The 19,794-nt window shown below is 37.3% G+C and carries 19 protein-coding genes; 1 reads left to right on the top strand and 18 read right to left on the bottom strand.

Annotated features, from left to right (window positions below; genetic code table 11):
* Window positions 1-58 precede the first annotated feature (58 nt).
* The 17 genes from ACO067_RS15635 to ACO067_RS15555 form a co-directional block, all read right to left on the bottom strand.
* Window positions 59-1,273 (bottom strand): glycosyltransferase family 4 protein, encoded by a 1,215-nt coding sequence (locus ACO067_RS15635; protein ID WP_421875641.1) that lies wholly within the window; start codon window positions 1,271-1,273, stop codon window positions 59-61.
* A complete protein-coding gene (locus ACO067_RS15630; RefSeq protein ID WP_421875639.1) occupies window positions 1,270-2,163 on the bottom strand; it encodes a hypothetical protein in 894 nt (297 codons plus the stop codon). The genes ACO067_RS15635 and ACO067_RS15630 overlap by 4 nt, the downstream gene beginning before the upstream one ends.
* Before the next feature lie 8 nt (window positions 2,164-2,171).
* Window positions 2,172-2,981 (bottom strand): polysaccharide deacetylase family protein, encoded by an 810-nt coding sequence (locus ACO067_RS15625; protein ID WP_421875637.1) that lies wholly within the window; start codon window positions 2,979-2,981, stop codon window positions 2,172-2,174.
* Entirely contained in the window at window positions 2,966-3,778 is an 813-nt protein-coding gene (locus ACO067_RS15620) for a sulfotransferase domain-containing protein (protein ID WP_421878316.1), read from the bottom strand. Before ACO067_RS15620 ends, ACO067_RS15625 begins: the two co-directional genes overlap by 16 nt.
* Complete coding sequence (locus tag ACO067_RS15615; protein WP_421875635.1) at window positions 3,768-4,703, bottom strand: sulfotransferase family protein; 936 nt, start codon at window positions 4,701-4,703, stop codon at window positions 3,768-3,770. Before ACO067_RS15615 ends, ACO067_RS15620 begins: the two co-directional genes overlap by 11 nt.
* Entirely contained in the window at window positions 4,696-5,940 is a 1,245-nt protein-coding gene (locus ACO067_RS15610) for an ABC transporter ATP-binding protein (RefSeq protein WP_421875633.1), read from the bottom strand. The genes ACO067_RS15615 and ACO067_RS15610 overlap by 8 nt, the downstream gene beginning before the upstream one ends.
* A 4-nt stretch (window positions 5,941-5,944) precedes the next feature.
* A complete protein-coding gene (locus tag ACO067_RS15605) occupies window positions 5,945-6,766 on the bottom strand; it encodes an ABC transporter permease (RefSeq protein WP_421875631.1) in 822 nt (273 codons plus the stop codon).
* 1 nt (window position 6,767) lies between these two features.
* Window positions 6,768-7,841 (bottom strand): glycosyltransferase, encoded by a 1,074-nt coding sequence (locus tag ACO067_RS15600; RefSeq protein ID WP_421875629.1) that lies wholly within the window; start codon window positions 7,839-7,841, stop codon window positions 6,768-6,770.
* A 184-nt stretch (window positions 7,842-8,025) separates the two neighbouring features.
* A complete protein-coding gene (locus ACO067_RS15595) occupies window positions 8,026-9,258 on the bottom strand; it encodes a hypothetical protein (RefSeq protein WP_421875627.1) in 1,233 nt (410 codons plus the stop codon).
* Entirely contained in the window at window positions 9,255-10,070 is an 816-nt protein-coding gene (locus ACO067_RS15590) for a glycosyltransferase family 2 protein (protein WP_421875625.1), read from the bottom strand. The genes ACO067_RS15595 and ACO067_RS15590 overlap by 4 nt, the downstream gene beginning before the upstream one ends.
* Complete coding sequence (locus ACO067_RS15585; RefSeq protein ID WP_421875623.1) at window positions 10,060-11,121, bottom strand: hypothetical protein; 1,062 nt, start codon at window positions 11,119-11,121, stop codon at window positions 10,060-10,062. Before ACO067_RS15585 ends, ACO067_RS15590 begins: the two co-directional genes overlap by 11 nt.
* Window positions 11,118-12,431 carry a hypothetical protein gene (locus ACO067_RS15580; RefSeq protein ID WP_421875621.1) on the bottom strand — a complete coding sequence of 438 codons (1,314 nt, stop codon included), beginning with the start codon at window positions 12,429-12,431 and terminating at the stop codon, window positions 11,118-11,120. Before ACO067_RS15580 ends, ACO067_RS15585 begins: the two co-directional genes overlap by 4 nt.
* Window positions 12,432-12,442: 11 nt before the next feature.
* A complete protein-coding gene (locus ACO067_RS15575) occupies window positions 12,443-13,354 on the bottom strand; it encodes a glycosyltransferase family 2 protein (protein WP_421875619.1) in 912 nt (303 codons plus the stop codon).
* Window positions 13,351-14,304 (bottom strand): glycosyltransferase family 2 protein, encoded by a 954-nt coding sequence (locus ACO067_RS15570; RefSeq protein ID WP_421875617.1) that lies wholly within the window; start codon window positions 14,302-14,304, stop codon window positions 13,351-13,353. The genes ACO067_RS15575 and ACO067_RS15570 overlap by 4 nt, the downstream gene beginning before the upstream one ends.
* Complete coding sequence (locus ACO067_RS15565; protein WP_421875615.1) at window positions 14,301-15,347, bottom strand: glycosyltransferase family 2 protein; 1,047 nt, start codon at window positions 15,345-15,347, stop codon at window positions 14,301-14,303. The genes ACO067_RS15570 and ACO067_RS15565 overlap by 4 nt, the downstream gene beginning before the upstream one ends.
* 11 nt (window positions 15,348-15,358) lie before the next feature.
* Window positions 15,359-16,111, bottom strand: a complete 753-nt coding sequence (locus ACO067_RS15560) for a class I SAM-dependent methyltransferase (protein ID WP_421875613.1) — start codon at window positions 16,109-16,111, stop codon at window positions 15,359-15,361.
* Between the two features lie 10 nt (window positions 16,112-16,121).
* Window positions 16,122-17,432 (bottom strand): hypothetical protein, encoded by a 1,311-nt coding sequence (locus tag ACO067_RS15555; RefSeq protein ID WP_421875611.1) that lies wholly within the window; start codon window positions 17,430-17,432, stop codon window positions 16,122-16,124.
* Here ACO067_RS15555 and ACO067_RS15550 point away from each other — a divergent pair.
* A complete protein-coding gene (locus ACO067_RS15550; protein WP_421875609.1) occupies window positions 17,432-18,511 on the top strand; it encodes a glycosyltransferase in 1,080 nt (359 codons plus the stop codon). The genes ACO067_RS15555 and ACO067_RS15550 overlap by 1 nt on opposite strands.
* Here the strand turns inward: ACO067_RS15550 and ACO067_RS15545 are convergent, their stop codons facing one another.
* Window positions 18,512-19,687, bottom strand: a complete 1,176-nt coding sequence (locus tag ACO067_RS15545) for a tol-pal system protein YbgF (RefSeq protein WP_421875607.1) — start codon at window positions 19,685-19,687, stop codon at window positions 18,512-18,514.
* Window positions 19,688-19,794 lie beyond the last annotated feature (107 nt).

Here is a 19,794-nt window from a genome sequence, read left to right as displayed (position 1 = left end):
TTTTATCGACATACAATGGTAAATGTCAAACGAACAAACGATTCACTTTAAAAGCTAATCAATATTTCCAAATTTTTTTATAGTATAAGGTCACTAACCTCTTAAGGAGACTTGGTTTCACATGATGTTCTAAAAGTTGCGGGACTAACTTTGGTAATACAATCTTAGTTGGTATTTTGAATTGCTTCTTTTTTTGAACTGTCATCAGTAATTCATCAAATAAACTAAGCCAACGATTTGCTGATATTTCAATCGAAAAACCTTGCGATATCTTATTAATAGCATTGTTGGAAAGCTCAATCTCATTTTTGTTATCAATAATCAAACCACCGATTAATTCTGGTACAACGTGGATTTCATTAAAAACAAAACCGCAACTATCCTCAACTAATTCTGTTACACCATTGTATCTCCTAACAATAGGTATCAAACCACATGACATTGCGTCCATAACGGCACCCGGTGTCCCTTCGTAGTTGGAGTTAAATAAGAAATAGTGATGTCTTGACATTTCCTTTTTATAATCATCACCATCCATTCTTGGCATAATCTTAATCACATTGTCTAATCCTTCTTCAACGACCCTTAGTTTTAAATCATAAAGCAAAACCCCTGACCCAATTAACGTTGCGTAATCAACAATGCCTAATTTGATCAATTCGATCATACACTCTAGTAGCTCAAGAACATTTTTTTGCTTATCCTGAAATCTACCAGTATAAACAACACCTCTTGCTTTCATATCAAAATTGGCTTTAAACCGAGAAGGATATACACCAGAAGGGATTACTCTTGTTTTTATTGAGTTTCCCCTGAGTCTGTTTTTCATTTCAGTTTCCAGCCATTTATTTACACATACACATGCCGATGTGTGATAGTGATTGTTTCGATCAGAAAAGAAAACTGCTCGACCCCAATTCAAATCATCATCACTCCTATGAGTGTTTATTGTAGGAATTCCTGATTCAATTAACCATGGAGAGGTAAAACACCCAGGTGTATTTATATTGCACACATAAATATCTGGCTGAACCTTCTCCACAACTTTCATAATTTCAACTACCTCTTTTTCTGAATAAATATTCCCTGTGTATTTATGAACGTAAATACCCATAGCTATCAAGTGGTTAGCCACATCACTATCATCAAAATACTTGATCAGGGCATGAACTTCAACTCCCATTTTACTAAGCTCAGGTAGCAATCTACGTGCATTTATCGCAGGACCACCAGTGTAACCAGGCCTATCATAGAAAGAGAATAGAATTTTCAATTGTAAGTAAAAAGTTTCAGTCTTTTAATTTTCCAAAGCCAGCTCTTTATTTGAGCTATCCAAAATGGTTGTCCTAATGTGTAAAATCTCACCGCAAACTCATCCCAGACATCAGATCTTATATCAAATGGATTACTTTTAATCCAATCTCCAATAATTATCTCAAGTTCATGGGTGGGTTTATTATGATAATACTGATGCGCTTCTAAGACAGAATTTGAGTTGTAATCAACCTCCTTACTAGAAACTTTATTGCTAAAAGCCCATACTATTCCAAGTAAACACATATTATTTTCATGCAACTCGAACACTCTCTTCACTGTTTCCAAATGTACCCTAGCCATTACTTCATTCTTGACAGAAGCACCAGTTTGAATGATTTTTGAAACTTTGTGTAACCCAAAATGAAAAGATTGAAAAGACGAAGGGTTGGGACAGTGATTTGCAGCCGGAACCAAGGGGTCAGAGGCTTTAATAAAAGTTTTGGTTCTAACTTGATTGTTAACCATATCAACGAAATATAGCTCCTCATTTTTATACCATTTTACATCTGACCTGTAAACGTGCATTGCATGAATAATGCGTTTTGTAAAGTGGTCAAAAACACCAATTCGAAAATGATTGAACAATTCATTGACATTCATTTGATCAATAAGTTCTTGAAGAAAAGTGTTTCTTGTTATTACCATATCAGCATCAACCTTTAAAAAAAGGTCAAAGTCACAAGCTTTATTCATAAATTCTGCATATAAACTATCATGAGCCTCTTTATTTGGCATATTTCTCAAAACAAAATAGTCCCAATCTTGATAAGTTTGAGCTTTTAACGCTGTTAAACAATCTTCAAATTCATTTTCAATACAATGGAGTATTCCTATAAGAATTCTCATAGGCGAAATTAACTTTTTAGAAATTCTCTTGCTTCCTGCAAACTGTATCTTGGTAGATTGAAGCCAGAATAAGTACCTGATGTATGGGTGCCAAATGCTGATTCATATCCACAAAACCTTGCTATTGTTCTGACATATGGATTGTTAGCACCATATGGATAACTGAGCTTTGTAATTCTCTTACCGACAATTTCTGTGAGATACCTTTTCGACTTATATAATTCGTTTAATACAATATGACCTTTTTGACTAGTCAAACATAGGTGTGAAAAAGAATGATCTCCAATTTCAACTAAAGAATGACGAGATAAATCCAACAACTCATCGCTTGTTAAAAATAAATTGGATCGCAATTGTTCTACAGAGAAATCATTTTCCAAAACTAACTTCGAAATGAATTGTAATCTTTTATCATAGTTTAACAATTTTAAGCCCTTGTGGATGTCCAGAAAAAATCTTTCCTTACTAATCCGATCATAAACTGAGTAAATCTTAGAGTTCAACTTGATTTTATCACGTTGTTGCAATAATGTACTCAATTCTACCTCATATGGATATATCTCACCATTTATAAACCCGGCAGTTATAAAACAGATTAATCTAACCTTATACTTTTCCAGAATAGGCAAAATCAAAAAAATCGACTTATAACCATCATCAGCAGATAAAACGACATCAATCCCTCGTTTCTTTAGTTGACAGATAATTTCATCAATTTGCCCTAGTGGATCTCTATTGAAGTAATTGGCTCCAACTAATGTATTATCCTCAACGCCAACATCATGTAAATAAAGAACCATCTTTAATACATTTTCCATTTGGTTAAATCCCTGCCTGCAATTTTCTCTAACTCTTCAATCTCACTAATAAATACATCAAGCAGCTTTAACTTTATTTCCTTACTTTGGTCCTCAAACCTTTCGATATAATCAGGACGGTAAAGTCTTTTCAACCTTAAAAATCTACGCCCAAAAAAAGGAATCTTACTAACGCTCTCCTCTCTAATTTTTTTTTCAGTAGATTTTTTAACTCCTGCTGCATTAACGCGACTATTGATTACAGAGGGAATGAAGGTTGAATCTATGTTACAATAGTTATAAACATCTCTAATGAATCTCTTCGGATCCAACTCCAAATCATCAAAAAAAAGAATCTTAAAACTCTCTGAAGGAAAATAATCAAGAAACCTTGTTATTTGCTGAGCGTAAAAACCTGGCTCCAACCAGTTCACGTAAAGGTCATAGTTCAAAAAAACCTCCTGAAAACCAAAATTGAAGCGCTCTTTCTTCTTTTCATGCCAGTAATGTGAAAAAGCTCTTTCTAAGGGATTACGAACGGTAATCATTAGTTTAGCATCAGCATTATATTCATATATTCTTTTTGCTGTTATATCTCCTCGAATATAACTTGGGCTTGGATCAAAAATCACAGGTCTATTAAACGTTGAAAACTTGTCATGAAACCACTCTTCACCTTTATGATAGAACATATTAAAGAAATGAATTGAGTCAGATTCAGAGGTGGCTACTTGATAGTGTTCTTTCATAGCCCTAAACAACCAAGTTGTACCTGATTTTTGTGGCCCTAAATGAAATGTATTTACCCTACTGTTCATCATTTATATAATTATCACTAATCGTTTTCCAATGACTTAAGTCCTTACCCAATATAGACTCAAGTCTCTCAACATCTCTCACAAAATACTTAGATAATAGACTTATCTTTTCATCACTTTTTAAGCTTTGCATAGAATAGTTAATAACCTTTGATTCAATACGTCCTAACACCTGTACTAAAGGTTTTAATTTCAAGAAACCAGCTCTCAATAATCTGTAATTACCAATTAATTGTAAGAATTTGTATTCTTTGGTTTGCTTGAAATTAGCTGCGTAATCAATGTTAAGAAGAACCTTATTATAAAAATTAATAAGTAATGAAATACCACCCTTATAATCTGAGTTGGTTCTATTTATCTTTTCATTCAATACTTCCATTCTCTCAATTTTCAAAAAATCACAAACGGCATCAAAAACTAGTTGCGGCTCTGTCACTATATCATCATAGAATACCACTTTGATGTTAGCAGAATTAAATAGTGACAATAAATATCGTAGATTTTCCGAATAAAGACTTTTATCTATGTAGTCGGCTTTGTAAAAGCCTTTGAACGCCTTCATAGGGTTGAGACAATTCTCCTTTTTCTTGTTATAAACAAAGTATTTGTGTTGTGAGAGTGCTCTTTCAATCGGATTCCTAAGGCTAAGAATAATTTTGGTATCAGGGCAAGATTCTCTTATCCTTAACAAAGCTTCTCTTGATGCAAAATATCTTGGTGTAAATTCTCCACATAAAAACAAACTAATTTTATCCTTATAAAGATTCTTTAAATACTTCAAGGAATCATCGTATGGGACTTTACGCCCATTAAAAAAGTGTAATTCTTTAGAATTTGGGATAAACACTCCAGGGTGCTCCATCAAGTTCTTTGCCAACCAACTTGTAGCACTTTTGGAAACTCCAATACCTACAAAATCAAGCATATGACCAACATTGAGTCACGTTAATTATGGATTTTACCTTCACCTTGGTTCCATTCTTATAGAAATCTCCCTCATGGACGTCCAATACAACAACTGAATTCAATAAGAATTGATCTCCATTAAGGTGGAAGTTGACATCTATTGGATACCTGCCAATTGCTAAAGGGAACCTATCTATCTTGCATTTTAGTCTTAACTGATGATCCAATGGTTGAAACCCTGAAAATTTAGGATTTAAGACCACAACTTGATCCAGATCTTCTCTCCTTATTGATATCGCAATTTTCAAAGAAGAAATTTCAATCTCAGGCAAGATTTCTAACTCCATATTCAACTCTATATCATCCCCTACCTTAACAACGTTGTCTATTAGAGATGAAGTGAGACTAGTAAAGAAAAATCTCTTTAATAGAAATCTAGCAGATCCAATTGTCGTGAAATTCTCTGTAGTAGATTTTCCTATATTGATGTAGCTGTCAATCACATTTCTAACTTCTCCTAATCCTCCAATTACTCCATTTTCAAGTACAATTCCTCTAGTACATAAACTCTCGACTGCTGCCATATTATGGCTTACAAAAAGGACCGTTCGCCCCTGTCCGGCCACATCTTCCATTTTACCGAGGCACTTCTTTTGGAACTCAGCATCACCTACAGCCAATACTTCATCGATGATCAAAATCTCTGGCTCTAAATGAGCTGCTACACTAAAAGCCAAACGCACCCTCATGCCAGATGAGTAAAACTTCACGGGTGTATCTATATGCTTCTCTACTCCGGAAAAAGCCACAATCTCATCAAACTTTGCATCGATTTCCTTCTTACGCATGCCCAATATGGTTCCATTCATGTAGACATTATCCCTACCAGTGAGTTCTGGGTGAAATCCTGTGCCTACCTCCAATAATGCAGACACACGACCCTGGATTTCGATCCTTCCAGAGGTTGGTTCCGTTATCCTACTCAGGATCTTCAATAGAGTACTTTTTCCAGCTCCATTATGACCAATTATTCCCAGAACTTCTCCTCTTTTAACTTCGAAGTTAATGTCTCGCAATGCCCAAAAAACTGATTCATCGTCTTCTGAAAAGCGAGTCATCTGAGTGATTTTTTTAATGTTTCTTATTGGATATAATAAAGAGTTTTTTAGCTGCTCAGCGAACGTATCGGCCTTCTCCTCAAGTCCAATTCGGTAGCGCTTAGATAACCCCTCTACTTTGATTACTGTACCTGACATATACTTAAGCTATATCTGCAAAATACTTTTCCATTCGTTTGAAATAGAGTACCCCAAACAAAAATACAACTATCGCAACCAGTGCTCCGATTCCAACCAAATCCCAAGGCATGGGTTTAGTACCCAAAAAAGCGGATCGCATCCCTTCAATCACTCCAACCATCGGATTGAGGGCGTACCAATAAAGGTATTTGTCAGGAATAATGGAAACCGAATAGACTACAGGTGCACCATACATTAATAACCGAACCAAAAAGGTCATGGCATACTGCACATCTCGATACTGAACGGCTAGGGCCGACAGAATCATTCCAGTTCCTAAGGAAGTCATGATAAGTATCAACATGAGAATAGGAAAGAATACGATCTCCCAACTAGGCACAAACTGGTAATACACAAAGAATCCAATCATAACCAAGAAAGCTATCCCAAAATCAATTAGGGCTGAGAAAACAGTCGATAACGGCAATACGATTCTTGGGAAATACACCTTTGATAACAAGTTTTTATTAGTTACCAAACTTCCGGCACTCCCTGAAAGAATATTCGAGAAGTAGTTCCATGGAACCATCGCTACGTAACTAAACAGGATGTAAGGCGTACCATCAGAGCTTAGTTTAGCAAGATTTCCAAATATGACAGTGAATATGACTGTTTGAATGAGTGGTTGCAATATGGCCCAACCAACTCCTAAAACCGACTGAGCATATTTAGCCTTGATAGACCTAACCGTTAAGAAATAGAGCAGATCACGATAATGGAGAAGCTCTTTCCAGTCCACTAGTTGCCACCCTTTCTTAGGCTCTATAATTGTAATATCATCCATATTAAATTGCCTTACTAACTAACTGCTTAAGACAGGCAATATGCTTCTGCCTGGAAAAATTAGCTTTTATGTGAACCCTACCTGCCTTTCCCATTTGTTCTCTTTTACTCTTCTGTTCTAGCATTTCTTTCAGATTGTCACTAAACGTTTGCACATCATGCTCATCGCACAAATATCCTGTTTCTTCTTCAATTACTGTTTCTACAATGCCTGCATGTCTCGTAGAAACAATAGGAAGACCTGCTGCGGCTGCCTCCATAATAGCTACTGGAGATCCTTCCTTATCTCCGCTTTGCGCCTGAACGGAGTGCTGAACGAAAATGCTTGAATCCTGAAATACATGGCAAATATGCTCCATTGATAGAAGTCCTAGAAACTCAACCTGATTTTCTAGGCCTAAGTCAATTACTTGCTCTTCACATTTTTTCTTTAACTCACCTTCGCCAATCATTCTCAACCGAGCATCTGGAAACGTTTTTAGAATTCTCGCAAAAGCCTCAACGATCACTTGGGGAGCTTTTTTTTCGGTGAAACGACCCAAACTTACAATGTTCTGTGACTGATAGTTTGGAGTTACTTTATAAAACTCCTCGTTTGGTCCGTATGGGTTAATGCTTATTTTCTCAGGATCACAACCTAGAGCATCCAAATCACTTTTCATTTCCGTCGATACTGCCATGACCTTGTGAGCTACCTCAAACATCGCTCGATACTCATTACCTAGTCGTTTAGTCACAGACTTCATGGACGCATCATATCCATGAAAGTGGACAATCAACTTAACACCTAACCGCTGGCAGATTTTATAAATATATGCACCAACTACTCCATATTCTGCCAGTAGAACTTCAATTGAATGCTTTTTCAAGTGCTTTTCAAAGGCAATTTCGTCGTGCCAATAGGTTTCATTTTTAACTAACGCCGCCACTTTTCTAATAGCTCGCTTAAAAAATGGCTGCAATCTACGCTTATTGACAAATTGTGGGATTGGAGCTCCGGTATATACAAATCTCGGCTGCAACTCGTCTATGTGAGCTTTGATAAATGTTTCTGTTGATCCAGGAAGTTCCTGCATGACTATGCCAAATCGTTCCTTCATTTATATTGCTTTATGCACCGCTCTACAATCGTCAATTCTATTCATTTATGCTTCGAAGGTAAAATAGATTATTACCGTTTACTTAAATAATCGATAAACCGATTGAATGAAGGGATATTTGACATTTCATGGCCTATAACTAATGAACAGAGTGAATAAATTAACAGACCTGCATTATGCTCTTGTATATTTCATGTAAAACGTTGTCCACATGTTCCTTCGACCGATACTCCATTCCAACCTTTCTACAGCGCTCCCTTCGTGTTGTGGGTTCTTCATCGATCAACTGCTGAATCTGACCCATGGCATCAGCAGGCAACACCTTACCAAAACTATCCAGCACTACTCCAACCCCGTGTTTCAATGCATAGTCATCATCTTCGGACACTCCTCTCGTAGTAATGTATGGTAAGCCACATAACAAGTACTCGGCAACTTTAGTTGGTGAACGATACTTCTGAGAGGGGGATGGTGGCACCCCACTGATGCCTATGTCCGCAGATGAAACAAATGCTCGTACTTCCTCAGGTCTGGTGGCTCTATCTATATGAAAAGATTCACTCCTAAGATACCGGAGCAAAAGACTTTTTAGTTTAGCTGGATCATCAGGTGAAACTATCAGGAAATAAGAATCTGGTAATCTTTCTTTGAGATAGTAAAAGAATTGGGGGATTTCTTCCTCGTAATATAGCCCTCCAAATTTCCCAACATAAATAAAGACCTGCCGATCTTCGATCGATAAGCTTTTGCGAATAGCCAGTCGCTCTTTATCGTTATAATAGAATAAATCGCTATCAACACTGGTAGGTGCTCGAAAAACACTCGCATTTGAATTTTCTCTTTTCAGCCGAGCTACCATGTGTTTTGTACCCGTAAGTATGTACTCTGCTCTTTGACCTACATAATATTCTAATGAGTTCAACAGTCTGTATTTCAGACTTTTCTTTGACCAATAACCAAGTTCCACCATGAACTCACTGTGTGGTTCATAGGAATATACGATCATGGTCATTCTGAAAATTTCTTTAAATAGAATAGCCATCGCTGATGCTACATTGGCAAATGATAATAAAATCTTGGTTCTAAACCTTAAACGGATCACCAACACTTTCCACAATGCCTGAATACCATCCCATATTTTACGTATCAAAAGGAAACGCACCCCTGTATGAAAAGCCAAAGGATGCCAAAAAATATCTAGCTTATTTAATTCTTGATGGATTTCTAATTGTTCCTGTTCGGAAAACCGGTAATTGGGTTGTTCAAAGGAGATGATATGAAATTGTCCATCAACTTTTTTAGTCAAGGTTTTGATATAGGACAATAACAGGTTTTGAAAAAGGGGATCTCCAAAGCTATTATAGACAAAAACAAGTGTGTTTAATGGCTTCATTGATTCATAAACTTAAACACCGAAAGAATAGCTTTGATTGGTCGCTTACCATCAATTAACCATGACAAAAACATGACGCGAATGATTCGATACTTGATGTACATCGTATACTCTTCTGGAAAAAACTCAGACACTTTTTGCAAGAGTCTTTTATATCCTTCCTCCAATCCCTTCAAATCCTTCATCGCCGATTTCTCGTGCTGCCGATAATTTAGTATTACCTCTTTGGTGAAGCTATATTTCTTTGATTTTGAAATAGTCAGGTAGAAAAACAAATCTTCTGCGTGTGTCATGTCCTCCTGAAAACTGTAATTAATTTCAGCGTCTTTTTTTATCATCCAGGTATTACCAAACATACATTCAGAATTCATTCTTAATAGTCTCTCAAACGGATATCCTTTAAAATCTGGAATATATTTTCTTCCGAGGAAGTTCAATTCTTCGTTCACATACTGCACGGCTCCATCAACAAAGTCAATATCAGGACTCTCATTAAATACCTTTATTCGAGACTCTAAACTTACTGATGTGAATAAGTCATCAGCATCTAAAAAACAGAAATACTGACCTTTAATTTTTGTCAACGCCAGATTACGTGCAGAACTAACCCCTCTATTCTCTTGCTCCATGTAAACAATCCGATTGTCTGAGAAGCTTTCGATTATTTCTCTTGAGTTATCTGTACTTCCATCATTAACAATCACCAGCTCCCAATTAGTGTATGTCTGAGTAATTACGGACTTTATTGAAGTGCTTAAGTACCTTTCAGCATTATAAACGGGCATGATAATCGATACTAAATCATTCATCATGATGGATTAATTTCTCAATACGTTGAATCTGGGTTGGATAGGTATTATCAAGAGCTACTTTTTGCCTTCTCCTCTGTAATTTTTTCGAGTTCCAGTGGTCAAGGTTCTCTATTGTACTTTTAAGCAATGGTAACCACTCCTCTTTGCTTGACGACATTTGAATATCTAGATTCTCGGCATAAGTCTCACTAAAAGAGCTGACTATAGGCTTACCAGAACCTAGGTATTCCATCATTTTATGTGGGTTAGCCAACTGATCCTTGTATTGATTAGAGTCGTAACAAATGATTAAAACATCCATTTCTTTATAGAATTGCTGAAGGTTTACTTGATCTAAAACTCCCACCAAATGAACATTAGAGTTACTAAAAACCTCTTTGTTTTTCTTTGAAGATCCAGCGAAGTAAAATTGGCAATTAGGCAATTGTTCCACAGCTTTTTGAATAGTGTCCCAGTCGATATATTTGATATCAAGATTACCGGCATAACCAATATTAACTCCAGAGTTTTTTGTTAAAAATCTTGACTTACTCCTCAAATTCTGGTCAAGACTATTAAACCCATGATTGATGAAATATGAGTTTGAGTTATATTTCATCAATCGCCTTCCAATAGGTTCTGAGACAAATAAACAAATATCCGCTGTGCTCGCTGATTTTGCGATCTCAAAATTCATATTATAATCTACAATATGGTGCAAACAAAAAGCTGGCAATAATGTGAAATCAAAAAAAACAGAGTTATCAAATGACCAGACAATATCAAAGCGAATTTGGCAAACTTTCTCAATTTGTTTAAACCTTCGGAGGATAAGGCACCTGGAGATGAAGGCAGGTAACTTCCTAAGACCCAGAATGAACCTTGGGTAATCCAATATTGTCAATCCTTCTTTTTCAAGTAATTCCAATCGCCATGAGTTACCTGGGGGGTTTGCAAAAACTACGCGATTACCTGAAAGAGCTAAGAACTGGGCGTAGTGATGTTTGGAGACAAAAATATGATGCCAAGGCTCTGGCGAGATAATAAGGATGTTTTTACCAGTCAACTTCATTCAGGCACAAGATAATTATCCATAATTGAAGCTAACTTTTTCACTTGTTCTTGTCGTGAATATTTATAGATGAGTTCCTCATTTCCCTCATATTTCAAGTATCCGTCAGACATCCAGTTGTCATAGCTTTCTTTCAAATAATTTGCCACTTCAACAGCAGTATTGCAAACAACACCTGTTTGTGTTTCACGAACAATATCACCAACCAAATGATCCTCAGGAACCACTAAAATATTTCTTTCGCTCCAGAGATAATCATATATCTTTCCTAGATAAGTTCCTGGAGAATCTGGTAATGATGGAAAAAGAGCTATTTGAGCTTGCTCCATTAGCTTCAACATTTCACTTTTAGGAACTCGTTTGGTTACATCACAATGAATTGAAGTCAGAAAACTTCTTATTTTTTCTTTCGGCCGATTCAAATAACCACTGTAATCATGCTGGTCTGAGCCCTCGCGATCGGCACCTATAAACTTAACTTTGAATGCGGATGGGGAAAATTCGTGCACGAATTGACGGCAACCCTCCAAGAATATATCTAATTTCTGATTTTGATAAAGTGAGCCTGCATATACCACAATAAATTCGGATGAATTCTCAGAAGTCTGACCTTGAGATTTGTTTTGGTTTTGGCCTTTCTCTCCGTCAAAACCATTTAAAATTACATAACCGGTAACCGTACTAAACTCATTTATTTTATCCGCCCATTGCTTGCTGGTTACACTAAAACTAATTGCCTTACTGAGCCACCTCTTCCAAAAATAGCGTGTGATATGATCCTGAATTTTCTGGGTAAAATTTGGGGTATAATTCAAATGAATTATACGATTGTCCCAAAGATCTCTAAAGTCCAGCATATAAGGAACACCTGTTTTCATATGAAGTTCATAACATAATCTAAGGTGGTGATGAGGAGAAAAAATTCCTAGTATCAAATGGTAGGACACTTCGTTTAGGTGTTGATTACAAAACATCTTATAAGACCTATAATTACCAATCATTTCTGGAGAATTGTCGAGATGACCTTGCAGCCACCTCAAAAAGATTCCAATCTTGTTAAGAAAGGGGGTTTTCTCAATTCCCATCTTCCAAGAAGGCGTCATGTGGTAACCAATAGGAATTCTTATGACTGTCCCAAAATCAAAATCTTCTTCTTTTATTTCATTACTATCCGGATTATCCCAGTCATGGGTGATCAAAGTTGGTCGATATCCATATTTGTGAAGGTGATTGAGATACGCATTTGCCCTGTACGAGGAAATCACATCCAAGGGTAAGGCGTGATATGATAGGATAAGAACTCTTTTCATGTTAATGATCCCTATTTGAAATATTGAATATTCACCGTAATACAGATATCATATAACTTAAAGGCTATTCTGTTAGGTAGTAATTTCAATCCCAAAAACCATTCGATAAAATGCAAAACAATTTTATTTCTAAAGATGATTCCTGCAATTTGAAATTTAAACTCCTTAGGCAAGGTAATATTGAATCGGTCAGGGTCAAACTTCTCGATTGATGAATCTAATTGCTTGAGTTTTTGCTCCTCTTTTCTAGATTCAATTCCTCTTTCTATGAATTCAGTGAGATTCTTAAAATCATCATGAAAAACCCATGATTCAGGATTATTTAGCACTCGAGCACCATGATACTGTTTAGCATCATAAGATAACTTAAAGTCCTCTTTATCTCTCAACCTCTCATCGAATCCGCCAATTTCCTGAAAGAGCTTCCTCTTAATAGAAAAATTTCCTCCATTGATACGCAAAGTTTTAGATTCCATAAGGTTGCTAGCCCCATCGGTCCACAATCCCTCCATTTCTTGTCTAAATTCACTAAACAAATGGGTAAATCTGGTAGAGTCATAATTACAACTCCCACTCACAATCAATAATTCATCATATTTGGAATGGCTCAAAACATGCTGCTTGACTGAATGAACATTAGGCCTCACATCATCATCATAAAATATAAGCAGATCTGAATCAGCATGAGTTACAGCCAGATTTCGAATTCGTGCTCTACCTATGTTCTCAGAATTAACCACTTTAATCTTTAAATCCTGAACTTCAAGTTGATATTGATGCAGAACCTCCGTGGTGTTATCTGTAGATCCATCATTCGCAAAAATGACCTCAAACTCATTGAAACTCTGTTTTCTCAAAGCTTGTATAAGCTCCGATAATTGAGCCGATCGATTGAAGGTGGGAATGATAATACTTACAGTCATCTTTTCAGAATTGCTCGTTTGAATACGTAAGCCAGTAAACGAAAGCCATCATAATCCGGATTATCCAATAAGTTTAGCCATGCAAACTTGAACGCCCTCCCAAATTGTTTCCAATAAAGCAATTGACCAATATTCCGTTCATTAAGCTCCCTGTGTAAGTTTGGATAGTCAGCTTTTATTCTGTCTTCAAATTCCTTTAGTGCCTTAATATTGCCCTCTTCTAACCAATTTGTTTTAGTCCGATCATAATCTTCCAAAAGCCTTTGTGTTATCTGATTAATGTAAACCCTTCTTGTATTTTTATTCTCCCCTAGCTTCGTGAGGGACATAATATTAAGTCTGTAACAATACAGAGGCTCCTCTAAGTTGGTAAAGCGATGATCTAGAATCAAAATACCCATTAGATACAAATCCTCGTTCCCACTATTAGCAAAAAACTCATGATATCGGTGTTTTGAAAAATATTCGGTACGAAACATCACACTTCCACATAAGAAAGAATAGTCTTTAAGTATTGAATTCCTGATCTTGTCATAGTTGACATTAAAGACTTTCCGAAATAGCTCATTTCCTCTTTCATCCACCTTTATGAATCCTGTACCACAAGCCATTAATTGCTCATTCGCTAGAAGTAACTCGACTTGCTTTTGGATCCGTTCGGGAAGAGACCAATCGTCCGCATCTTGTAGGGCTATGAAAGAACCACCTGCTTTCTTGATAAGGAAATTGCGAGTTCGAACCACTCCCTGATTCTGTTTATTATGAAAGATGCGCAATCTGGTGTCGGAGAGAGAATTTAAGGTATTCAGCGTATTATCACTTGAGCAATCATCGCAAATCAACACTTCGAGATTGGTGTAGGTCTGAACAAGAATACTTTGTACAGACTGTACTATATATCGCTCACAATTAAATGCTGGAATAATAACACTGACTAGTGGATGACTCATTTAGTTTCCAAAAAAATTCGTTTGAATGTTATAGATCTATCCCAAAAATGTAGCTTTCCTAACCTATATATGGTTTGGTCCATCAATCTTTTGATAGGGTTTCTAGCATTAGTTTCAGAGAAATAACGAAACCTCAAATACAGATCCCAAAAATAAAACCAGAAAGTATTTATCAACTTTTTATGTCTAACTTCAGACCAGAAGTCTATATAATTCACATTGGCCCCAATCATTAGTACTGAAATTCTGAAATACTGTAAAGCACAAGCCTCCAATAACTTCGCGTTGCATTGAGGACTTGTTAATAGTAAATCACAAATAGTAGAGAGCGTCTTTGCTCTCGACAAAAGTTGAGCTTGCTTTTTTTCAGATTTACCAATGGAAATTTCTGAATGATCGCATCTAAAGTAACAATCTGGTCCGGAATCGATTTTTTTATATTGAACTCCATGGAGCAATGCTCTGATATGAATATCCCAATCTTGCCAATTTTTCGCTTTCTGATTCCATCCGCCTATTCTTACAAGGGTAGATCTCTTCCAGATCGTAGATGGAGTTGCCCATGGAGTATCTCCTATGAGAAACCTATATAGATCACTCGTTAGTTTATCGCTGCACAATTTATTCCAGAGCAAATTATAGTCCCCAGGCTTAGTCTTGAAACCAATAGTGTTAAAGACCAACAAATCGTTCTCAGGATTATCCAAAAAATACTGAACCCGGTTTTTAAGACATTCCGCACCTAGAAGATCATCGCTATCTAAAAATACAATATACCTTCCTTGAGATTTCTCAATTCCAATATTTCTGCAAGTCGGAGCGCCTTTTGGTTCAGTATCCCTCTCATATGATTTAAAACGAAAATCTTGCTTGATAAATTCTTCGATTAGGCTAACCGTTTTGTCTTCAGATCCATCATCTATTACTATACACTCCCAGTCCTGATAAGTCTGATCTAAAACTGATTGTAATGTCTCAACGATAAGTCTTTCACGGTTATATGTGGGAACAATAATAGAAACAGATGGGCTCGCAGACCGCATGATAACATCTTTTAAAATTTAATCAACTTATCGTACATCTGAAAAAATGGCTCAGAGTAAAACTCGTTATCAGTGGTGAATTGAACATACCTATTGTAAACAAGGGGGTGCAAATTTAGCTCGTCACTCCACCGCTTGACTATTTCTTTCTCATCCTTTCTAGAAGTGTCATCAATGAATACTGAATATCTATTTGACAAAAAATTCTTGAAATGTGGTACAGCTCCAAATCTTGCAAAAGGAGAGGAGTCTCCACTCGGTCCATCAACCAAAATCAAATCGATCTTATTAGCATTAATCGCAGATTTCAAAATATCCGTATCATACCATAAATTGTTTGAACTGATGGCTAATCCAGATGGTATAAGTGGAGCATGGACTAACTCGACATACTGGCTTAGTCCCTCTCTTTTTAAATAGTCATCGAGAATTCTCAACCAACTTTCACTTTCATCTATTGCGTAAATTTTGGCTCTCGACTTGATCAAGTCCAAATGTTTGGCCATGTAAATAGTCGAAACTCCACATCCAATATCAACTATACATTTACGTGAATTAATACTAATATCATTTAACACATGAAGAATGGTACTAGGCCGTAATGACCAATTTGTCAGAGGGAAGTAGCTAGAAAAATTAAAATGACTTGACAAAATGTTCTGTGCAGCCAAATCATCTAATTGCCAGCGAATAACCTTGAAATGTGGCAGGTCGAGAGAAGTAATAAAATTCCTTATTCTCTTTTTAATTTTCTGTTTGAACATCTATTCGATTTTATGAACTAAACCTGTCTTTATGGCCAAAAATTCCTAACACCAAAACCACTGCATAAAATGAAATTAGCGGAATTTTATACCTCATTAAAGTACCAAAATTAAACGTACTTACTCCAACTGCAAAAGCGAACATCAGTGCGAAAACTAGACAAAATACTAGAAAAGGGTCATTTAACAGAAAATTTATTCTTTTCTTGAAGACTCCAAATAAGGTCAATATAAATAATAAAGAAGACTCCAGAGCAGCTAATAGCATGAGTGGATTTCTCACTTCCCATAAATAAGGACGAAATAGACTTACGTTAATAGCCGCTGGCATTAGTCGAATCATACTCTGCCATGTACCATCTAGCTCCCCCAAGTCATACCCTCCATCTCCGCCAGTTCTAGCGCCCCATCCATATCTAATATCATACGCTGTGATAGCCGCCTGCTCAGCTATTGCATCAATGGAGTACTTTGAGCTGTCTTCTGTAAGTTCGTTCAAGGTATAATAGCCCATGATTGCGAACACAAAAAGGAGAATTGGAGCCACAGCCATTTTGACCAAAATATTCCGAACCTTTTGCATATGAATCAAATATGCCCAGGCAAATGCCATTGGAATGTAACAAGCTATGATATAGATCTTGATCGAATAGATAATGTAGATGGTTATGAGGATTACCAATAGGTATTTCGGGGAGTACTTTTTAAACTCCAGTACATTAAACACGGCCCAGGTGAGCCATGCCAAGGCACCAAGGGTAATCGTATCTTTTAAGATGCCAGATCCCCAGAATACCACCGTAGGAACGAAAAGAATCGCATAAGCCAAGTATTTGGCGTTACCATACTTTTTCTCAACCACAGAATAAAACGCCCACAATCCACTAAAGCTGAAACTGGCAAAAAACAAGGCAGTAGCAGAATAAGTGTGCATGGTAAACAAGTCAAAAAATCCAGCTATTCTTACAATGGTAAAGGAGTGCGGATCGCGGTAATACCAAATGTGCTGACTCCACTCAAATGTATCACCCACTCTTTCTCCGCCTGGCTCTAGTAGCAATTTGAAACCCATCACCGGACTATCAGTAAATGCCTCCCATATCCATCGGCTCCCATGGGTGAAATAATTAAAGGTATCGCCACCTCCATAGTAGAACTGGTAAATCACTCCCAGCATGATAGCGCCACCAAACCGAGCCCAGAGAGCCGGCATGAAATATCTTCTAGTTTCACGAGTAGTCACATAAGGTCTTATGAAATAAGCCACCAAAGAAAAGAGAATGATATAAATTGGCGTGATAAATAAGTCCTGGACTCCCATTGAAGAAAATTCTATTCCTAGCTCCCTATCCACTAGATGAAGCGCCATCACAGCGCTTCCGATTTGAGCATTTTCTCAAATTTATGGAAGAAAATGGGTTCCAATGGGATTTTCAACCCTTCCTTTCGACCAATACCTGGAATATTCTTTATCAATCAGGAAATGGTCCACAGAAAATAATGGGAATTATCTCGGGTTTCTGTAGAAGATTTCTACTTCTTTTCAGACTCAGGCCATATGATTATGTATTTATTCACCGTGAAGCAACGCCTCTCGGTCCTCCAATAGTAGAATACTTGATCAGCCAGGTCCTCGGCAAAAAAATCATCTATGATTTCGATGATGCGATTTGGCTCTCTGACCAATCCGGTGAAAGCTGGCTTTGGAAAACACTCAAATGGCGATCAAAAGTCTCATCTATCTGCAAATGGAGTTGGAAGGTGTCCACTGGAAATGAATTCCTGGCAGATTATGCCAAAAGATGTTGTGAGCGAGTAGTGATTCTTCCGACAATTGTCAATACTGAAATTCACCAAATCAACAATAGTCCAGTAAAAACCGTTAGCCCAATACCCACAATAGGCTGGACTGGGTCGCATAGTACCCTCAGCTATCTGGAAGAAATCTTACCCGTACTGCAGGAAATCGAACAAAAAGTTGACTTTAAGTTCATAGTTATCGCGAATAGAGACCCGAAACTACCTCTTAAGAATTATCAATTCATCCAGTGGAAGAAAGAATTAGAAATTGACGATTTAAGCCAACTGGACATAGGTGTCATGCCGCTAACAGATTCCGAATGGTCTCGTGGAAAGTGTGGATTCAAACTGATTCAGTATTTAGCGCTTGGGATCCCAGCTATTGCCAGCCCTGTGGGTGTAAATGGAGAGATTGTTAAGCATGGTGAGACCGGCTTCATCGCAACCACTCCAAATGAATGGAAAACAACTTTAATGAAGTTGATTGAGTCGCCTGATCTTAGAAATTCGCTAGGACAAAATGGCCGAATGCTAATCATTAATCATTTCTCTGTCCAAAGTCAAAAAGAAGTTTTCTTTGGATTATTGAGCCAACACTAATTACAAATCCTTCAATCGCTCCCGAGCTTCTTTGTTGGCACCGTGGCTTCTTTTGGTCAATTTCTTGACTTGTTTGAAGTAATCCTTCGCCAATTCCTCCTCTTCTTCCCGAAGGGCAATCCGTCCCAAATGAAGCACCGAATAAATATAATAGCCCATATCAGTCGCCTCAGCTGCCTCTCCATACTCCATTGCCAACCCAAAATACTTCTTGGCTTTGCTCAAATCTCCTCGCATTTCGCTAATGTGCCCGATAAAAAAAGAAGCATACCTACCCGAGTTGTATTCATAGCCTGCAAACGCACTGTCTATTCGATTGATAATACTCTCTGATTCCTTGACCGCATCATTGTACTTACCAGATTGATACAGCAACCGAGTATAGAAGCGATGGAAGTAAGCATTGTATGGAAAAACTTGATGGAGATATTCTGCCAGCTGAATCGATCCCAGAATGTCATGTTCCTCGAAGTACGAAATACGCATCAAATAATACTGAGCCTCGGTCCGCGTATAAAACGCATTTCGGGCTACAATCTTCAGCTGCTCGATCCCCTTCTCTTTGTCCCCATCAGGAAAGATCGCCATTATGGGCTTCAACAAAGGGTAATTCTCCGGCACCCACTCTGCGTAGTAGTTGAACAAAGCATCACCAAAGAGCAACTCCGGACTTAAGTCACCATTTCCTCTGCACTCCTCCAAATAGTTCATGGCATTCTTTCCGGCGGCAGCTGCTCGGCCCCAATCACGGCGCTCACTATGAAGCCTACCTTTGAAAGCATAGGTTGCCGCTAAGAAGAACGCGCCTTCTACCCTGTTGTAATCTTTATACAAACGCTCAGCCAAAACCATGGAGGTATCCATGTAAGCATAGAAAGTCTCATCATACTGTTCATTGTTGAAATTGGGCAAGATCCGCCACCAATAGTTGAGACCCATCAGGAAATAGGGAAGCGGATGCCAGCCATACTCCTTTTTCAAATACTTGAAATGTGACATGGACCGCTCAAACTTGAAGTTGTACATGTCATTGATAGCCTGAGTCGCTTCCATTTGGATAAATGGATTGGAAAGCAAACTGTAATTGCTATCTATAGGGATTTTCGGAACATCAGACTGACCTCTGGCCCCGATTAGCAGCATTAACATTATGGCAACTAGTGAATACTTTTTCATGTGCTTTGACTTAGCAATAAGCTCTTAAGGCAACTATTGTTCCAAACAAACGTGTTTTAATTGAAATCATTTCCACAAGATTAAATCCATCCATTCAATAATCATTA

Source organism: Marinoscillum sp., assembly GCF_965229915.1.
In the GTDB taxonomy this organism is placed as follows: domain Bacteria; phylum Bacteroidota; class Bacteroidia; order Cytophagales; family Cyclobacteriaceae; genus Marinoscillum.
This window is presented reverse-complemented; position numbering and strand designations above follow the sequence as displayed.

Coding starts and splice junctions, on each gene's coding strand:
- ACO067_RS15620 (WP_421878316.1), bottom strand. CDS start 3,778: ATGAACAGTAGGGTAAATACATTTCATTTAGGGCCACAAAAATCAGGT.
- ACO067_RS15630 (WP_421875639.1), bottom strand. CDS start 2,163: ATGAGAATTCTTATAGGAATACTCCATTGTATTGAAAATGAATTTGAA.
- ACO067_RS15590 (WP_421875625.1), bottom strand. CDS start 10,070: ATGATGAATGATTTAGTATCGATTATCATGCCCGTTTATAATGCTGAA.
- ACO067_RS15545 (WP_421875607.1), bottom strand. CDS start 19,687: ATGAAAAAGTATTCACTAGTTGCCATAATGTTAATGCTGCTAATCGGG.
- ACO067_RS15585 (WP_421875623.1), bottom strand. CDS start 11,121: ATGAAGTTGACTGGTAAAAACATCCTTATTATCTCGCCAGAGCCTTGG.
- ACO067_RS15610 (WP_421875633.1), bottom strand. CDS start 5,940: ATGTCAGGTACAGTAATCAAAGTAGAGGGGTTATCTAAGCGCTACCGA.
- ACO067_RS15615 (WP_421875635.1), bottom strand. CDS start 4,703: ATGCTTGATTTTGTAGGTATTGGAGTTTCCAAAAGTGCTACAAGTTGG.
- ACO067_RS15580 (WP_421875621.1), bottom strand. CDS start 12,431: ATGAAAAGAGTTCTTATCCTATCATATCACGCCTTACCCTTGGATGTG.
- ACO067_RS15625 (WP_421875637.1), bottom strand. CDS start 2,981: ATGGAAAATGTATTAAAGATGGTTCTTTATTTACATGATGTTGGCGTT.
- ACO067_RS15555 (WP_421875611.1), bottom strand. CDS start 17,432: ATGGGAGTCCAGGACTTATTTATCACGCCAATTTATATCATTCTCTTT.
- ACO067_RS15570 (WP_421875617.1), bottom strand. CDS start 14,304: ATGAGTCATCCACTAGTCAGTGTTATTATTCCAGCATTTAATTGTGAG.
- ACO067_RS15600 (WP_421875629.1), bottom strand. CDS start 7,841: ATGCAGGAACTTCCTGGATCAACAGAAACATTTATCAAAGCTCACATA.
- ACO067_RS15565 (WP_421875615.1), bottom strand. CDS start 15,347: ATGCGGTCTGCGAGCCCATCTGTTTCTATTATTGTTCCCACATATAAC.
- ACO067_RS15575 (WP_421875619.1), bottom strand. CDS start 13,354: ATGACTGTAAGTATTATCATTCCCACCTTCAATCGATCGGCTCAATTA.
- ACO067_RS15595 (WP_421875627.1), bottom strand. CDS start 9,258: ATGAAGCCATTAAACACACTTGTTTTTGTCTATAATAGCTTTGGAGAT.
- ACO067_RS15560 (WP_421875613.1), bottom strand. CDS start 16,111: ATGTTCAAACAGAAAATTAAAAAGAGAATAAGGAATTTTATTACTTCT.
- ACO067_RS15605 (WP_421875631.1), bottom strand. CDS start 6,766: ATGGATGATATTACAATTATAGAGCCTAAGAAAGGGTGGCAACTAGTG.